Annotated in this window: 15 protein-coding genes; 6 read left to right on the top strand and 9 right to left on the bottom strand. The window is 65.3% G+C overall.

What is annotated here, in order from left to right:
- The first annotated feature begins 19 nt into the window (after positions 1 to 19).
- From ACUCV3_RS06255 to ACUCV3_RS06230, 6 genes are all read left to right on the top strand, one after another.
- A complete protein-coding gene (locus ACUCV3_RS06255) occupies positions 20 to 220 on the top strand; it encodes a DUF4169 family protein (RefSeq protein WP_125986404.1) in 201 nt (66 codons plus the stop codon).
- 161 nt (positions 221 to 381) lie between these two features.
- The gene (locus ACUCV3_RS06250) at positions 382 to 1,374 is read left to right on the top strand and encodes a hypothetical protein (RefSeq protein ID WP_482240428.1); all 993 of its coding nucleotides are present in this window, start codon (positions 382 to 384) and stop codon (positions 1,372 to 1,374) included.
- Positions 1,375 to 1,665: 291 nt separating this feature from the next.
- A complete protein-coding gene (locus ACUCV3_RS06245; RefSeq protein WP_017500430.1) occupies positions 1,666 to 2,886 on the top strand; it encodes an argininosuccinate synthase in 1,221 nt (406 codons plus the stop codon).
- Positions 2,887 to 3,082: 196 nt separating this feature from the next.
- Positions 3,083 to 3,760 (top strand): EF-hand domain-containing protein, encoded by a 678-nt coding sequence (locus ACUCV3_RS06240; protein WP_279729684.1) that lies wholly within the window; start codon positions 3,083 to 3,085, stop codon positions 3,758 to 3,760.
- A gap of 139 nt (positions 3,761 to 3,899) precedes the next feature.
- On the top strand, positions 3,900 to 4,619 hold the full coding sequence (locus ACUCV3_RS06235) for a response regulator (RefSeq protein ID WP_482240427.1): 720 nt from the start codon (positions 3,900 to 3,902) through the stop codon (positions 4,617 to 4,619).
- Complete coding sequence (locus ACUCV3_RS06230; protein ID WP_279729685.1) at positions 4,616 to 5,989, top strand: sensor histidine kinase; 1,374 nt, start codon at positions 4,616 to 4,618, stop codon at positions 5,987 to 5,989. Before ACUCV3_RS06235 ends, ACUCV3_RS06230 begins: the two co-directional genes overlap by 4 nt.
- A gap of 163 nt (positions 5,990 to 6,152) precedes the next feature.
- Here the strand turns inward: ACUCV3_RS06230 and proP are convergent, their stop codons facing one another.
- The 9 genes from proP to flgG all read right to left on the bottom strand — a co-directional run bounded on the left by proP (position 6,153) and on the right by flgG (position 15,213).
- The gene (proP, locus tag ACUCV3_RS06225; protein ID WP_279729687.1) at positions 6,153 to 7,670 is read right to left on the bottom strand and encodes a glycine betaine/L-proline transporter ProP; all 1,518 of its coding nucleotides are present in this window, start codon (positions 7,668 to 7,670) and stop codon (positions 6,153 to 6,155) included.
- Between the two features lie 378 nt (positions 7,671 to 8,048).
- Entirely contained in the window at positions 8,049 to 9,104 is a 1,056-nt protein-coding gene (locus tag ACUCV3_RS06220; protein ID WP_279729688.1) for a flagellar motor protein MotB, read from the bottom strand.
- Positions 9,105 to 9,107: 3 nt separating this feature from the next.
- Positions 9,108 to 9,971 carry a flagellar motor stator protein MotA gene (motA, locus tag ACUCV3_RS06215; RefSeq protein ID WP_010338868.1) on the bottom strand — a complete coding sequence of 288 codons (864 nt, stop codon included), beginning with the start codon at positions 9,969 to 9,971 and terminating at the stop codon, positions 9,108 to 9,110.
- A gap of 123 nt (positions 9,972 to 10,094) precedes the next feature.
- On the bottom strand, positions 10,095 to 10,940 hold the full coding sequence (locus ACUCV3_RS06210; protein ID WP_279729689.1) for a flagellin: 846 nt from the start codon (positions 10,938 to 10,940) through the stop codon (positions 10,095 to 10,097).
- Positions 10,941 to 10,957: 17 nt separating this feature from the next.
- A complete protein-coding gene (flgK, locus tag ACUCV3_RS06205) occupies positions 10,958 to 12,298 on the bottom strand; it encodes a flagellar hook-associated protein FlgK (protein WP_004208214.1) in 1,341 nt (446 codons plus the stop codon).
- Positions 12,295 to 12,621 (bottom strand): rod-binding protein, encoded by a 327-nt coding sequence (locus tag ACUCV3_RS06200; RefSeq protein WP_069335725.1) that lies wholly within the window; start codon positions 12,619 to 12,621, stop codon positions 12,295 to 12,297. Before ACUCV3_RS06200 ends, flgK begins: the two co-directional genes overlap by 4 nt.
- A complete protein-coding gene (locus ACUCV3_RS06195) occupies positions 12,621 to 13,736 on the bottom strand; it encodes a flagellar basal body P-ring protein FlgI (protein ID WP_004208212.1) in 1,116 nt (371 codons plus the stop codon). Before ACUCV3_RS06195 ends, ACUCV3_RS06200 begins: the two co-directional genes overlap by 1 nt.
- Entirely contained in the window at positions 13,736 to 14,416 is a 681-nt protein-coding gene (locus ACUCV3_RS06190) for a flagellar basal body L-ring protein FlgH (RefSeq protein ID WP_004208211.1), read from the bottom strand. The genes ACUCV3_RS06195 and ACUCV3_RS06190 overlap by 1 nt, the downstream gene beginning before the upstream one ends.
- Positions 14,417 to 14,424: 8 nt before the next feature.
- A complete protein-coding gene (gene flgG, locus ACUCV3_RS06185) occupies positions 14,425 to 15,213 on the bottom strand; it encodes a flagellar basal-body rod protein FlgG (protein ID WP_010338863.1) in 789 nt (262 codons plus the stop codon).
- Positions 15,214 to 15,269 lie beyond the last annotated feature (56 nt).

Genomic DNA, 15,269 nt, shown 5'->3' with positions numbered 1-15,269 from the left:
ATAGGGCCAAGGGTGGAAGATGAGCAACGTCATTAATTTTCGTCTGGCGCGCAAGGCCAGGGATCGGGCCGACAAGGCGCAGGCAGCAGACAGCAACCGCGCCAAGTTCGGCCGGACCAAGGCACAGAAACTTGCCGACCAGCAAGAAGAACGTCGAATGACGGCTCTGCTGGATGGTGCGCGTCTTGAACGCAAGGAAGAGTCCGGCGACGATGTCTGATGCTGTGAAGTCATTATATAAATCTGTTGTTCATGTTTGGAATGAACATCTGTTCATGTTGAGGTGGTGTTTTTCAATTCATCGATATTGAAAAACAGATCGTCCCGCATTTGACGATATGTTTGAGGCCAGTGGAGATGGTCGGCGGTTGATCTATCGCTATGACCAAGAATATTCGATCCATCCGTCCCGCCTCGGCCGCGATCGCCGCTGTCCTGACATTGTCCGCAACGCCCCTGTTCGCGCAGGAGGTGATGACGCCCCCGCCGGCCGCGCCCGCAACGGCGCCGACCGCGCCGGTCGACATCGCCCCCGCGGTGCCGGCGGCAGAGTCCGCACCCGCAGCGCCTGCCACACCGTCTGCAACCCCGGCGGCGCCGGTCTTCGCGCCCAGCCAGCCGGTCGTGCAACAGACGCCGCCGACCCCGGAGCCGCAGCCTGAAGCGCCCGCCGCGCAGGAAAGCCGCGCTGCCCCGGCCGCCCCGGCGCCGCGTCGCGCGGAAACTCGCCAGCCTGAACGTGCTTCCGAACCCGCCCCGGCGCCTGCTCCGACCCCGGTCGCGGCTGAACGGGCCGAAGCGCCAGCACCCGTAGCCCCGGCCGCAACGCCGGCTCCGGAACCGGCTGCCGTCACCCCGGTTGCCGAACCGGCCCCGGCTGCCGCGCCCGCCGAACAGCCCTCGGCCCTGATCGATCCGGCGCTGCTGCTGGCATTGGGTGGCGGTTCGCTGCTGCTGGTCGGCCTTGGCGCCACCGCCATCGTCCGTCGCCGCCGCCAGCGTGTCGAAGCCGAACGTGAAGCGATCGCGCCGATCGAAAGTGGCCCGGCTTCGGCACCGATGCCGCTGGCCCCTGCTGCTCCGATTGCCGCACGCACCCCGCTGGCCGCCGCCACGGCTCCCGCCAGCGATGTCGAAGCGATGGTCGCTGCTGCCCCCAGCCGCGACAATCCCTTCCTGACCCAGCGCAACCGCCGTCGCCGCGCCCATTTCCTGCTCGCCCAGCGACAGGCGCTCCGCACGGCCGATCCGGTCGCCCGCGCCGCGCCGGTCGCAACCCCGGCCAGCGCCGCGGCGACTGATCGCAGCCAGACCGTCTATCGCTTCGGCAGCGACCGCGCCCGTCCGGGCCTGTTCAAGCCGCGCACCAGCTGATCGGCGCCCTGAGCTGACAATGAAGGGGACGGTGGCTCGCCATCGTCCCCTTTGTCTTGTCTGTCCTACAATCCGCTTTGCCTGATAGAAGCAGGGGCAGGGGAGAGCATCGCGCTTTCCGATAGGATCAGCGTCCAGCAAGATTATGTCAAAATCTGCGGGAAATATGGGAAGTTAAGGCCCGCAGCTTCCAACAGGCGCCCCCGCGCTGTTGCGCTTGCCCCTCCCGCCTGTTACCGGCGCGCGGTTTATATCCCACGCCAATATTGGCCTGCAGAAGAGTCGCCCACCATGTCCGACAAGATCAATCGTATCGTCCTCGCCTTTTCGGGCGGCCTCGACACCAGCGTGATCCTGAAATGGCTGCAGCAGACCTATCAGTGCGAAGTCGTCACCTTCACCGCCGATCTCGGCCAGGGCGAGGAACTGGAACCCGCCCGTGCCAAGGCCCGCCTGATGGGCGTCAAGGAAGAGCATATCTTCATCGACGACCTGCGCGAGGAATTCGTGAAGGACTATGTCTTCCCGATGATGCGCGGCAATGCGCTCTATGAAGGCCTCTATCTGCTCGGCACCTCGATCGCCCGTCCGCTGATCGCCAAGCGCCAGATCGAGATCGCCAAGATGCTCGGCGCCGACGCCGTCAGCCATGGCGCCACCGGCAAGGGCAATGACCAGGTCCGCTTCGAACTGGGCTATTACGCCCTGCAGCCCGACATCAAGGTGATCGCCCCCTGGCGCGAATGGGATCTGACCAGCCGCACCAAGCTGATCGAATTCGCCGAACAGCACCAGATCCCGATCCCGCGCGACAAGCGTGGCGAAAGCCCCTTCTCGACCGACGCGAACATGCTGCACACCTCTTCGGAGGGCAAGGTGCTGGAGGATCCGTGGGAGGAAACCCCGGACTTCGTCTATTCGCGCACGGTGAACCCGGAAGACGCGCCCGACGCGCCCGAATATATCACGGTCGATTTCGAGCGTGGCGACGGCGTCGCGATCAACGGCATCGCCATGTCGCCCGCGACCCTGCTCGAAACCCTCAACGAATATGGTCGTAAGCATGGCATCGGCCGTCTCGACTTGGTCGAGAACCGCTTCGTGGGCATGAAGTCGCGCGGCATGTATGAAACGCCGGGCGGCACCATCTATCACCTCGCCCATCGCGGCATCGAACAGATCACGCTCGACCGTGGCGCTGCCCATCTGAAGGATGAGTTGGCGCCCAAATATGCCGAGCTGATCTATAACGGCTTCTGGTTCTCGCCCGAGCGCGAGATGCTCCAGGCCGCGATCGACCACAGCCAGGAAAAGGTGACCGGCACGGTTCGCCTCAAGCTCTACAAGGGCGGCGTCTATGTCGTCGGCCGCAAGTCGCCCTACACGCTCTACAGCGAGAAGGTCGTCACCTTCGAGGACGACGCCGGCGCCTATGACCAGCGCGACGCGGCGGGCTTCATCAAACTGAATGCGCTCCGCCTGCGCCTGCTCGGCCGCCGCGACGGGCTTTGATTTAGCGCGGCACTGATGTTTCGGGAAAGGCCCCGGTCCGCACATAAGCGGGCCGGGGCCTTTCTCTTTCCTTCCCGATACAAATTGCGACAAACTATTGGGTGACATGACAAAGTTGCGGGACAAGTCTTGCCGATAAGCGACGTCAAGGATGGTCGACACGCCATCCACGACTGAACTTGGAAGGAAAGACCCAATGCTCCGCAAATTCTTCACCACCGTCGCGGTCGGTTCGCTGTTCGTCGGCGGGCTGGCGGCCACCCATGTTGCCTTCGCGCAGGATGGTGGTCCGGGTCCGCGCGGCATGCGCGGTGGCCCGATGATGATGGCTGACGCCAACAAGGACGGCACCATCACCAAGGCGGAACTGACCGCCTCGCTCGAAGCCCGCTTTGCCAAGCTCGACGCCAACAAGGATGGCAAGCTGACCAAGGAGGATCGTGACATCCGCCGCCAGCAGCGTCTGGACGAACGCTTCGCCGCGCTCGACACCGACAAGAATGGCCAGATCAGCAAGGCCGAGTTCCAGGCCGGCCATCAGCCGCGCGCGGATCGCGGCCCTGAAGCTGGCAAGCCCGGCGGCCCCGACGGCAAGCGCTGGGGCGGGCGTGGCCATGGCGGTCCCGGTCGCGGCATGATGCACCGCGGTCCCGGCTTTGGTGACGCCGACAAGGACGGCACCATGACCAAGGCAGAGTTCATGGCCGGCCCGCTCGCCATGTTCGACAAGGCCGACGCCAACAAGGATGGCAAGGTCACGGCCGAGGAAATGAAGGCCGCCCGCCAGGCGATGCGTGGTCCCGGTCGCGGCCATGATCGTGGTCCGGGCCGTGGCCCCGGCGCCGACCAGGCACCGCCCCCGCCGGCCAACTGATCGGCTGACAGCGCCGACGATCCGGAGCGGGGCTTTTCCCCCTAGCGCCCCGCTCCAGTCGATCGTCCCAAGGGGGAAGGGCGAAGGTTCCCCTGCCTTCGCCCTTCCAACCCGTCCCCCGGCATGACAGACAGGCAAAATGAGCGAACGTCCCCATCTCCTGCTCGTCGATGACGAGCGATCGATCCGCGAGCCGCTGGCCCAATATCTCTCCCGCAACGGCTTCCGCGTGACCGCGGTCGAGAATGCGGCGGAGGCGCGGCTGCGTCTGGCCGCCAATGCCATCGATCTCGTCATCCTCGACATCATGATGCCCGGCGAGGACGGCCTGTCGCTGTGCCGCCATATCCGCGAGACCAGCGAGATTCCGGTGATCCTGCTCACTGCCCGGTCGGAAGAGACCGACCGCATCGTCGGGCTGGAAATGGGCGCGGACGATTATGTGCTCAAACCCTTTTCGCCGCGCGAACTGGTCGCCCGTATCAAGGTGATCTTCCGCCGCGTCGCGACCGGCGGTCAGCGCGTCACCGCGCCCGACGGCGCCACCTATGCCTTTGCCGGCTGGCTCTTGAAGACGCAGGAACGCACCCTGGTCGATGCCGAAAGCGTGTCGCTGCCGCTTTCGACTGCCGAATATAATCTGATGCTCGCCTTCGCCACCCGGCCCAACCAGGTGCTCAGCCGCGACCAGTTGCTCGACATCACCCAGGGGCGTGAGGCCAATGCCTTCGACCGGGCGATCGACAACCAGATCAGCCGCCTGCGCAAGAAGATCGAGCCCGACGCCAAGAACCCGACGCTGATCAAGACCGTCTGGGGCGGCGGCTACACCCTGTCGGCGGAGGTCCGCAAACTGTGAAGCAACTGCGCCTCTGGCCACAAAGCCTGGTCGGACAGATCATCATCCTGGTCGCGATCGCGCTGTTCGTGGCGCAGGCGATCAATTTCGGCCTGCTTCTGCGCGAACGCAATCGGGTCGAACTGACCAGCCAGACCGCGCCACTGGTCTATCGCGTCATCAACGCGCTCGACACCAGGCCGGATCGCGCGCCCGATCGCGACCATCCGCGCGCCAATCGGGATCGCGACCGGCGCAATATCGACTTCCTCGCCAGCCGCCCGACGCTGAGCGGCAAGCCGCGTCCCGATGTCGCGGCCCGCGCGGCTGCCATGTTCGACGATATCGGCCTCACCGTCCGCACGATCGAGGCGGCGGAGGACAGCCGCATCATGCCGCTGCGCCGCTGGGAACAGATACGCAGCCGCGCCACGGGGGAGGCGCCGCGCGACCATCGCGTCGGCCGGCTCACCCTCGCGGTCGAATATGAACCGGGCAAATGGCTGACGACCGAGGCCCGCATCGGCAGCCGCCCGCCGCGCTTTGGCGGCTGGCTGGTGGCCCAGACGCTGATCCTCTACGTCATCGTCCTCATTCCGCTGCTCTGGATGGGCCGCCGCTTCGCCCGCCCGCTCAAGCAACTGACCGGCTCCGCCCGCCAGTTCGCGAAGACGGGCTCGGCCGATCCGGTCGAGGAAAGCGGGCCGGGCGACGTGCGCCAGCTCACCACCGCCTTCAACGCCATGCGCGCGCGCATCATCGCGATGCTGGACGAGAAGGACCGGATGCTCGGCGCCATCGGCCATGATCTGCGCACCCCGCTCGCCTCGCTGCGGGTCCGCACCGAATCCGTCGACGACGAGGCCGAGCGCGCCCGCATGTCGGAGACGATCGAGGAAATGAACCGGATGCTCGACGACATCCTCTCGCTCGCCCGCGCCGGCCGCAGCAGCGAGACGGCGCAGAAGGTTGACCTGACCTCGCTCGCAGACGCAGTGGTCGAGGATTTCATCGAACTGGGTTCACCGGTCGACATGATCGACAGCGATCGCGCCGTCGCCTTCGTCCGTGCCCAGCAGATCCGCCGCGCGCTGCGCAACCTCATCGAAAACGCGATCGTCTATGGCGACCGCGCCCATGTCAGCGTCCAGCATCAGGACGGCATGATCCGCATCATCGTTGCCGACGAAGGCCCCGGCATTGCCGAGGACAAGATGGGCGAGATGATGGAGCCCTTCACCCGGCTCGAAGGCTCGCGCAACCGCGAGACCGGCGGCGCTGGCCTCGGCCTGGCCCTCGTCCGCGCGATCATGGCCGAACATGGCGGCGCGCTCCAACTCGCCAACCGCCCCGGCGGCGGTCTCGAAGCCAGCCTCGTCCTCCCCGCCTGAGGGGGCGAGAGAGCTTGGCTCTACTACCTCATCCTCCCCTGTAAGGGGAGGTGGCAGGCGCGCAGCGCCTGACGGAGGGGTGTTCTGCTCACGAGAGGGCGACAACCCCTTCACCGCCTTCAGCGGTTCCCCTCCCCTTGTAGGGGAGGAGGAAAATGTGGCTCTAACTCGCCAGCGGCCGGATCATCGCCGGCGTATCCACTGCGACCGGCGCCACCGGCGGCAGGTCGGGCAGCGCCTTGTCCACCGTCACCGGCTCGCCGCTTTCGACCAGCGCGATCGCCTCGGCCTCATTCGCCACCGCCGGCGGCGATCCGCGCAGCGGCATGCCGGCCGTCTCGCGCACCGTCAGCATGGTCAGTAGGCCGATCAGCGCCGCACCCATCAGATAATAGGCCGGCACCAGCGGATCGCCGGTCTTCTGCACCAGCCAGGCGGTGATCAGCGGTGTCGTGCCGCCGAACAGCGAGACCGAGATGTTGAACGCGATCGACAGCGCGCTGTAGCGCACCGGCGTGTAGAAGAGCGCCGGCAGGGTGGAGGGCATGGAACTGGTGAAGCAGACCAGCGCAATCCCCAGCAGCATCAGCCCCAGGAAGATCAGCGCGTCATTGCCCGTGCCGATCAGCAGCATGCACGGCACCGACAACAGCATCAGCGCGACGCAGGCGCCGATGATCATCGGCCGCCGGCCCAGCCGGTCGCTGCACAGCCCGCCCACGACATTGAGCGGCATCATCACCAGCATCACGATGATGATCAGCAGCAGCCCCTTGGTCTCGGCATAACCCATGGTCACGCTGAGATAATTGGGCATGTAGGTCAGCAACATATAGTCGGTGACGTTGAACACCAGCACCAGTCCGACGCATTTCAGCAACTGCCGCCAATGGACGCGGAACAGGGTTCCAAGCCCCGGCCGCTCGCTTTCGCGCGCATCGATCTGTTCGCTATAGGCCTGGAATGCCGGCGTCTCCTCCAGCTTCAGCCGCATATAGAGGCCGAGCAGGCCCAGCGGCCCGGCCACCAGGAAGGGAATGCGCCAGCCCCATTCGAGCATCTGCGCATCGCTCAGCGACATCTGCAGAGCGGTGACGGTGCCGGCGCCAGCGATATAGCCGCCCAGAGTCCCGAACTCCAGCCAGCTGCCCATCAGGCCGCGCTTCCGGTCGGTCGAATATTCCGCGATGAAGGTCGCCGCGCCGCCATATTCGCCACCGGTCGAAAAGCCCTGCACCAGCCGCGCGGCCAGCAGCATCAGCGGCGCGCCGATGCCGATCTGCGCATAGGAGGGGATGAGGCCGATGGAAAAGGTGCCGACCGCCATCAGGATCATGGTCATTGCCAATATCTTGTGCCGGCCATAGCGATCGCCCAGCGGCCCAAACACCAGTCCGCCCAGCGGCCGGACCAGGAAGGCGACGGTGAAGGTGGCGAAGGTCGCGATCAACTGCAGCGCCGGATCGCTCGACGGGAAAAAGACATGGCCGAGCGTAACGGCAATATAGCCGTAGACGCCGAAATCGAACCATTCCATGGCATTGCCCAGCGCTGCGGCGCCAACGGCGCGGTTCAGCAGGGACCGGTCGACGACGGTGACATCATCGACTTCCAGGTCGCGGCGGCGCTTGAACCAGCCGAAATGGGTGTGGCGCGCGGCATGCGCGGCAGATGTGGACACATTATTCTCCCGGCCCGTCCAGGCGGGCACGCGGGGCGCGCCTCACAGCCATCGGACAGGCAATATCGGCCGATAATCAGGGCCTTGGAACGTTGCGACGCCGCATGGGGCATCAAGCGAGGAGAAGCTCATATAGGCAATCGCCCGCAAAAAGGTGCAACAAAGGGGCAGGCCGTGCCCGCATGGGGGTGAGCCGACCCCGGCCTGTCCTATTGGCGCATCATGGCTTATGCTGCGTCGCGATGGGATTTCGGCCGGACATGACGAAGCAGGGGGTGGAAACAAGATTTCCAACCCCTGCATCAAAATTGCCGAATGTGCGGGAAATATGGGAAGTTAAGGCGGCGATTTCCTATTTTGCCGCCCCGCCTGTCCGCCTCAATGCTTGCCCGGCTTGGGCGATGTCCCGGCCGCCGTCGGGTTGATCAGCGCCGCGCCGCTGGGCAGGCCGGTGCCACCCATGTCCAGCTTCTGCGCCTGTTCCCGCGCGATCCGCTGCGGATCGTCCCGCTCCTTGATCGCTGCCTGGGTTTCGGGATCCTGCGCGTCATCCTCGTCGGCCGAGGCATTGCCGCCGCGGGTCCAGCCCAAGATGACCGACATGCGCCGGTTGCGCGGATCATAGGCGTCACTCTTCACGAACGGCTCGCGATCGGCGACCCCCTCGATCCGGGCGAAGCGGGTATTGGGGATGCCGGTTTCGGCGAGCGCCTTGCGGGTCGATTCCGCACGGGCCGACGACAGCATCCAGTTGTTCATGCTCCGGCCCGACGCATAGGGCAGGCCATCGGTATGGCCGCGCACGATCAGCGGATTGGGCATGGTCGCCAGTGCGTCTGCGACCTCGGCGATCAGCGCCTTGGCTTCGGGCAGCAACTGGTCGGTGCCCGATCGGAACATCGCGAAATCCGCCTCGTCGATCAGGTCGATGCGCAGCCCCTCGCGGGTTTCGGTGAAGCGGACATTCTTGCGCAGCCGGGCCAGGCCCTTCTTGGACATGCGGTCCTCAAGCTGCTTCTTGATATTCTCGAACTTCTGCCGGTCGGCCGCGCGCAATGCCTTGCCGCCCTGGTCCTTGGTGCCGGTGGCATCGCGCGGGATGGTGATGGCCAGGTTGCCCTGACCGCCCGTCGTCGGATAATTTTCCTTCGCCATCAGGCTGTCGCCGCCGAACATGCCGGTGGACCCCGCCGAATTCATCTTCAGCTCGACCAGCGTCGGCGTGAAATAGTCGGCCAGCGCCTTGCGCTGCTTTTCGGTGGTCGCACCCAGCAGCCACATCAGCAGGAAGAAGGCCATCATCGCCGTCACGAAGTCGGCATAGGCCACCTTCCAGGCGCCGCCATGATGGCCGCCATGGCCATCGACGATGATCTTCTTGACGATGATCGGCCGGGGTTCGGGCTCGTTCGCGCCGCGCTTCTTCTCCGCCATGGCTTATTTGTTCCGCATGCCGTCGAACACTTCGGCAAAGCCGGGCTGGTTCGCATGGATCAGGCTGGAACGGGCGGCCTCGATCACCAGCGGCTGCGGATGGCCGTGCAGCGAGGCGATGATGATCTGCTTGACGACATGATAGATGGCGCCGTCCTGCTCGATCACCGCGCGGCAGCGATTGGCGAAGGGATTGACCATGCCATAGGCGAGCAGCACGCCCAGGAAGGTGCCGACCAGCGCCGAGCCGATCATCGCACCCAGCACCGAAGGCGGCTGGTCGATCGAGCCCATGGTCTTCACCACGCCCAGCACCGCGGCGACGATGCCGAGGGCCGGGAGAGCGTCGGCCAGGCCCTGGAGATTGTCGGCGGGCTTGAGCGCTTCATGATGATGGGTCTTGAGGCTGTTATCCATCACTTCCTCGACCGCATGTGGATCGAGCGTGCCGGACGACACCACGACCAGGCGCAGCGTGTCGCTGATCAGGTGGATCAGCGTCTTGTCCTTCATCAGCTTGGGATATTCGCCGAAGATGGGCGAGGTGCCCGGATCCTCGATATGCGGCTCCAGCGCCACCGGGCCTTCGACGCGCAGCGTCTTCATCAGCTTGCTGACCAGGAAGATGCAGTCCAGGAAGTCCTGCTTCTTGTACTGCGGTCCCTTGAACACCTTGCCCAGGCCGCCGCCCAGCGCCTTCAGGTCGGAACCCGAATTGCCGATGATCAGCGCGCCGACGGCGGCGCCGCCGATGATGATCATTTCGTGGGGCAGGGCGTGCAGCACCGGTCCGATGTCGCCCCCGGTGAAGATGAACCCACCGAAGACCATGCCCAAAAGCACGACAAGGCCGATGATTGCAAACATGTTGATCCCCGAAAATGCGCCTGGAGGCGGTGGCTCCGCCGGCGCCCCGTGGCGCCAGTCCCTTTCTGGTTAATACGGACTGGTTACCGTCCCCTTTAGGACGGCGACGCTTTTTCGCCGCCTTTAACTGATCAGGTCGAACAGGGTCTGCTGGTTGATCCGCGCAAAGGCGGACTGGGCCGCCTCCAGCTGCAGCAGCTGCGCCTTCACGTTCGAAATGACCGTGGTCAGATCGGCCGATTCCAGCGTGTCGCGCCGTTCCGACAGGTTGATGTCGACATCGGTCAGACGCGTGCCGATCACCTCCAGCCGGTCGGCGCGCACGCCCTGCTTGGCGCGCTCCACCACGACCCGATTCTGGCCGATCTGGATCGCATCCAGCGAACTGGCGAGGTCGGTGTCATTGCCGCCCTCGACCGCGTCGATCGCCTTGCCCAAAATTTCGTCCAGCGACATCGATGTGCCGTTGACGTCGATATTCTCGGAAATTTCCTGCTTGGTGCCGACCACTGCCAGGTTGAGGCCGCGGCTCACCGGCACCAGTACGCTCTGGCCGTCGTCGAACACCGACACGCCCTGATAATCCTTCTGGTTCAGCAATTCGCCGACCGTGGTGCGGATCGTCTTCAATTCCTCGGCGATGGCGGCGGCGCTGGTGTCGTTCAGTGCGCCATTGCGCGCCGAGGTCACCAGTTCCTGCGCCCGCGTCATCAGATTGTTGATTTCTTCCAGATTGGCTTCGGCATTGCCGGCGCGGGTCGTGCCATAGCTGACATTGGTCTGCCAGGCCGACTGCTGCGCCTGGGCGCGGCCGATGTCGGACACCTGGACCCAGGCAAGCGCGTCGTCCGACGGCTTGTTCAGGGTGATGCCGGTCGAAATCGAGGTCTGTCCGTCGACGATGCTCTGCGACAATTGCTGTTGCCGGCGGATCTCGGCGAGCATGATCTTGTTGGTGATGCCTACCATGTCTCAGCGTCCTTCCGTCACATGATCTGCAGGATCGAATCGACCGTGTCCTTGGCGACCTGCAGGATCTTGGCGCAGCCCGAATAGGCCTGCTGGATCCGCAGCAGGTCTGCCGCCTCCATGTCGAGATCGACCCCGCTCACCGCTTCGCGCGCGGCGACCGCCTGGTCGCTGCGGCTCTGGGCCGTGGTCTTTTCCGCCGTGCTGGCGGTCAGCAGATTGGCGTTGCTGGTGATCAGGGTCGTCCAACCCTGTTCGACACTGCCGCTGCCGCGCAGGGTCGATGATACCGTCAGCAGATTGCCGTTCAGCGTGCCGTCGGCCGACTTGGTCGCGAGAGCGTCCGGCTCCACGTCCAGCGCGACCAGCGTCGCGGCGCTGCCACCATAGGACAGCAGCGGCACGCCGCTGGCGCCGGTATCGGTATAGCCCTGCGCATGCCACTCATTGACGTCGGTGGCGAACTGCTCGGCCAGCGTGTCGAGGCTGGCACGGCGTTCGGCGGTGGTGTCGGCCGATGCGAACAGCCCGCCCAGCGTGCCGTTGGACGGAGCGGCGAGTGCCGTGCCGTCGGACAGGGCCAGCGACAGGCGGCCATCGGTGGCGGACGCGGTCACCGCGACCGACGCGGCTGTGTCGCCCGATACCAGGGTGGTGCCGTTATAGCTGACCTCGGCGCTATCATGCGCGCCGAAGCTGATCGTCACATTCAGATTAGAAGACAGCGTCTGCAGCGCCGAATCGCGGCTGTCGAGCAACTGGGCATAGGCCGACGTGCCCGGCTGCGCGCGCAGCAGGCTGTTGTTGATCGCGGCCAGCGACGACAATTGCTGGTTGATCGTCTGGGCCGATGCCTGCGCCTCGGTATTGATGCCGGTCGATATGGTTTCCAGATCCGCGGCGGTCTGGCGGAAGGATTCGGCGACGCGGCCGATGCTGTCCAGCGTGGTGACGCGCAACGACGTGTCGCTGGGGCTCGCCGCCAGCTTGTCCAGATTTTGGTACATCGTCGTCATCAGCTGGCCGACGCCGGTGGCGGTGTCATTGAGCGCGGTTTCGATGTCGGTCTGCCAGCGTACGCGCGCGTTCGCGCTGCCCAGCGCCATGGCGGTGATGCGCACCGACGCATCCAGATAGGGGTCGGTGCCGCGATTGATGCTGGCGACCTGGGTGCCGCCGAAATTCGCCTTGGCGACATAGGTCGCCATGGTCGCGGTCGATGATCCCGATTCCACCGTCGTCACCGACCGGCGGGCATAGCCGTCGGTGCTGGCATTGGCGATATTCTCGGAAATGGCGGCCATCGCCGTGCGATAGGCCTTGGTGCCCGACGCACCGATGATGAACAGGTCGCTCATGCGCCCTCAGCCGTGGTTGCCGTGCCGGTCGCGGCCGGGCTGTCGTCCTTCACGCGGGCACCGAACTGGTGCATCAGCAGTTCGGCGATGCCCATCGCGCCCTTGGTCGACATGGCGTCGGCGGTGCGCGCGTCGGCCATGTCCTGGAATTGCTGGGTCGCGCTCGAATCGGTGATGCCCTCGGCCAGGCTGGCCGATCGCATCGCGCCGATCATCTGGCGCAGGAATACCGCTTCGAACTGCTGCGCCGCCTTCTGCAGCGCAGCCTTGGTCTCGAAGGGGTTGGACGTGCCGCTCGCCGCGGTTGCGTTCGATACCTGCATCACAACACCACCAGTTCCGCTTTCATCGCGCCCGCCTGTTTCAGCGCCTCAAGGATCGCGACCATGTCCGCCGGGGAGGCCCCGATGGCGTTGACCGCCTTGACTATATCGGCCAGCGACGCCCCACCTTTAAAATTGACCATCGGTTTTTTCTGTTCGTCGATGCTGATGTTCGACGATTGCTCGACGGCGGTCTGGCCCTGGCTGAAGGGCGCGGGCTGAACCACGCGCGGGCTTTCATTGACGCTGACGGTCAATTTGCCATGGGCGACGGCGGCCGGATGGATCTTCACCGCGCCGTTGATGACGACGGTGCCGGTGCGCGCGTTGACGATCACGCGGGCAGGGGCATCGGCGGGCGTGATCTCGATATTCTCGATCATGCCCATCATCAGGATGCGTTCCTCGGCACCTGGCGTCGCGTCGATCGCGACCGACACGGCATCCATGGCACGGGCGCGGCGATCACCGAAGGTCTTGTTGATGCCGTCGGCCACGCGCAACGCGGTGGTCAGGTCGGCTTCGGACAGGTTGAAGGTCAGGGTCGGCGCGGTGTCGAAGCCGGTGGCAACCGCACGCTCGACCGTCGCACCCTCGGGGATGCGGCCAGCCGACGGGATGTTCACCGACACCTGGCTGCCATCGGCACCGGACACGCCCAGGCCGCCAACGGCCAGATTGCCCTGCGCCATCGCATAGATTTCGTTATCGGCGCCGCGCAGCGGCGTCATGATCAGCGTGCCGCCACGCAGCGACTTGGCCTTGCCCATCGCCGACACGGTGACGTCCAGCCGCTGGCCGGGCTTGGAAAAGGCGGGCAGGTCGGCCGTCACCAGCACGGCGGCGGCGTTCTTGAGCGCCGGGTTGACGCCGGCGGGCAGGGTCAGGCCAAAGCGCGAGACCACGCCCTTCATGCCCTGCACCGTATATTCGATGCTGTCGTCGCCGGTGCCAGCCAGGCCCACGACGATGCCATAGCCGGTCAGCTGGTTGGGACGGACGCCCTGGAAGGTGCCCAGATCCTTGACGCGTTCGGCATGGGCCGGCGCGGCGATCAGCGCCAGCAGCGGCAGGAGGAAGCGGAACAGGCGTGTCATGGCGGTCCGGGTCTCCATCAGAAGGGGCTGATCATCGAGAAGAAGCGCTGCAGCCAGCCCTGGCGGCTGGCGCGGGCGATCTCGCCCTTGCCGGTATAGATGATCTTGGCGTCGGCCACGCGGGTCGACAGGATGCGGTTGTCCGGGCCGATATCGGCCTGGCGGACGAGGCCGCTGATCTGGATGAACTCGTCGCCGCGATTGAGCGTCAGCGCCTTCTCGCCCTTCACCAACATGGTGCCGTTGGGATAGGCGGCCGCGACCGTCACGGTGATCTCGCCGTTCAGCGCGTTCGACTGAGTCGCCGCGCCCTTGCCGGTGAAGGTATTGTTGCCGCCCATCGCGATGTCGCTGGACGAGAAGAGCTTGGACAGCGGACCGGTGGTCGGCGGGTTGAGGCCGATCGAGCCGCTGCGGTTGGTGTCCGCGCTGTTGCTCTTGGTTGCCTGGGTCCGTTCGACCAGCACGATGGTGATGATGTCGCCGACATTGCCGGCGCGCGCGCCGCTGGTCAGCGGCGTGTAGCCGGTCGAGACCTGGAAGATCGAGCCATTGGCCTGCGGGGCCTGCGGCTGGGCGATGACGGTCGGCGCATAATATTCGCGCTCGACCTCGCGCTTCTTCTTTGCAGCGAAGGCGGGCGACGCGGCCATGGAGACCATGGCGAGGGCGACGAGCGAAGTGGAGAGCGCGCGCATCAGTCAGCTCACATATTCTGGTTGGCGTACTGGAGCATTTCGTCCGTCGCCTTGATCATCTTGGAATTGACCTCATAGGCGCGCTGGGTCTCGATCATGTCGACCAGTTCCTCGACGATGTTGACGTTCGAGGTTTCCAGATTGCCCGAGCGGATGAGGCCGCGGCCTTCCAGGCCAGCAGTGCCGACCTGCGGCGTGCCGCTGGCGGCGGTTTCGACCAGCAGGTTGCCGCCGATCGACTGAAGCCCTGCCGGGTTCATGAAGCTCGCCAGTTCGATCTGGCCCAGCTGGGTCGGTTCGCTTTCCCCCTGCAGCGTCGCCGACACGGTGCCGTCATTGCCGACGGTGACCGACGTCGCGCCCTGCGGCACGGTGATCTGCGGGATCAGTGGCAGGCCGTCGCTGGTGACGACGGTGCCTTCGGCGGTGACGCTGAAATTGCCGGCACGGGTATAGGCGGTCGAACCGTCGGCCTGCTGCACCTGGAAATAGCCCGATCCCTCGATCGCCATGTCCAGCGCATTGCCGGTTTCCTGCAACGTGCCCTGCGTGTTGATCTTGCTGGTGCCCTGCAACGAGACGCCCGAACCCAGATTGAGGCCGGTGGCGAACTTGTTCTGGCTGTCGCTGTTGGCGCCGGCGGCGACGATCTGCTGATAGGCCAGCGTCTCGAAGTCGGCCCGGTCCTTCTTGAAGCCGGTCGTGTTGACGTTCGCCAGGTTGTTGGCGATCACGCGCATCTTCGTGTTCTGCGCGTCAAGGCCGGTGCGGGCGACATGAAGGGCGGCGTTGGTCATCGTTCAATCTCCATGCGGCTCCCCGAAGGGATGCTCATGCGTCGTTCACAGCAAGA

The organism is Sphingobium sp. VMM (assembly GCF_056790315.1).
Note: the sequence above shows the minus strand (reverse complement) of the source record. Positions and strands in the feature narration are given on the sequence as shown.

Coding starts and splice junctions, on each gene's coding strand:
- ACUCV3_RS06255 (WP_125986404.1), top strand. CDS start 20: ATGAGCAACGTCATTAATTTTCGTCTGGCGCGCAAGGCCAGGGATCGG.
- ACUCV3_RS06250 (WP_482240428.1), top strand. CDS start 382: ATGACCAAGAATATTCGATCCATCCGTCCCGCCTCGGCCGCGATCGCC.
- ACUCV3_RS06245 (WP_017500430.1), top strand. CDS start 1,666: ATGTCCGACAAGATCAATCGTATCGTCCTCGCCTTTTCGGGCGGCCTC.
- ACUCV3_RS06240 (WP_279729684.1), top strand. CDS start 3,083: ATGCTCCGCAAATTCTTCACCACCGTCGCGGTCGGTTCGCTGTTCGTC.
- ACUCV3_RS06235 (WP_482240427.1), top strand. CDS start 3,900: ATGAGCGAACGTCCCCATCTCCTGCTCGTCGATGACGAGCGATCGATC.
- ACUCV3_RS06220 (WP_279729688.1), bottom strand. CDS start 9,104: ATGGCGGAGAAGAAGCGCGGCGCGAACGAGCCCGAACCCCGGCCGATC.
- motA (WP_010338868.1), bottom strand. CDS start 9,971: ATGTTTGCAATCATCGGCCTTGTCGTGCTTTTGGGCATGGTCTTCGGT.
- ACUCV3_RS06210 (WP_279729689.1), bottom strand. CDS start 10,940: ATGGTAGGCATCACCAACAAGATCATGCTCGCCGAGATCCGCCGGCAA.
- flgK (WP_004208214.1), bottom strand. CDS start 12,298: ATGAGCGACCTGTTCATCATCGGTGCGTCGGGCACCAAGGCCTATCGC.
- ACUCV3_RS06200 (WP_069335725.1), bottom strand. CDS start 12,621: ATGCAGGTATCGAACGCAACCGCGGCGAGCGGCACGTCCAACCCCTTC.
- ACUCV3_RS06195 (WP_004208212.1), bottom strand. CDS start 13,736: ATGGAGACCCGGACCGCCATGACACGCCTGTTCCGCTTCCTCCTGCCG.
- ACUCV3_RS06190 (WP_004208211.1), bottom strand. CDS start 14,416: ATGCGCGCGCTCTCCACTTCGCTCGTCGCCCTCGCCATGGTCTCCATG.
- flgG (WP_010338863.1), bottom strand. CDS start 15,213: ATGACCAACGCCGCCCTTCATGTCGCCCGCACCGGCCTTGACGCGCAG.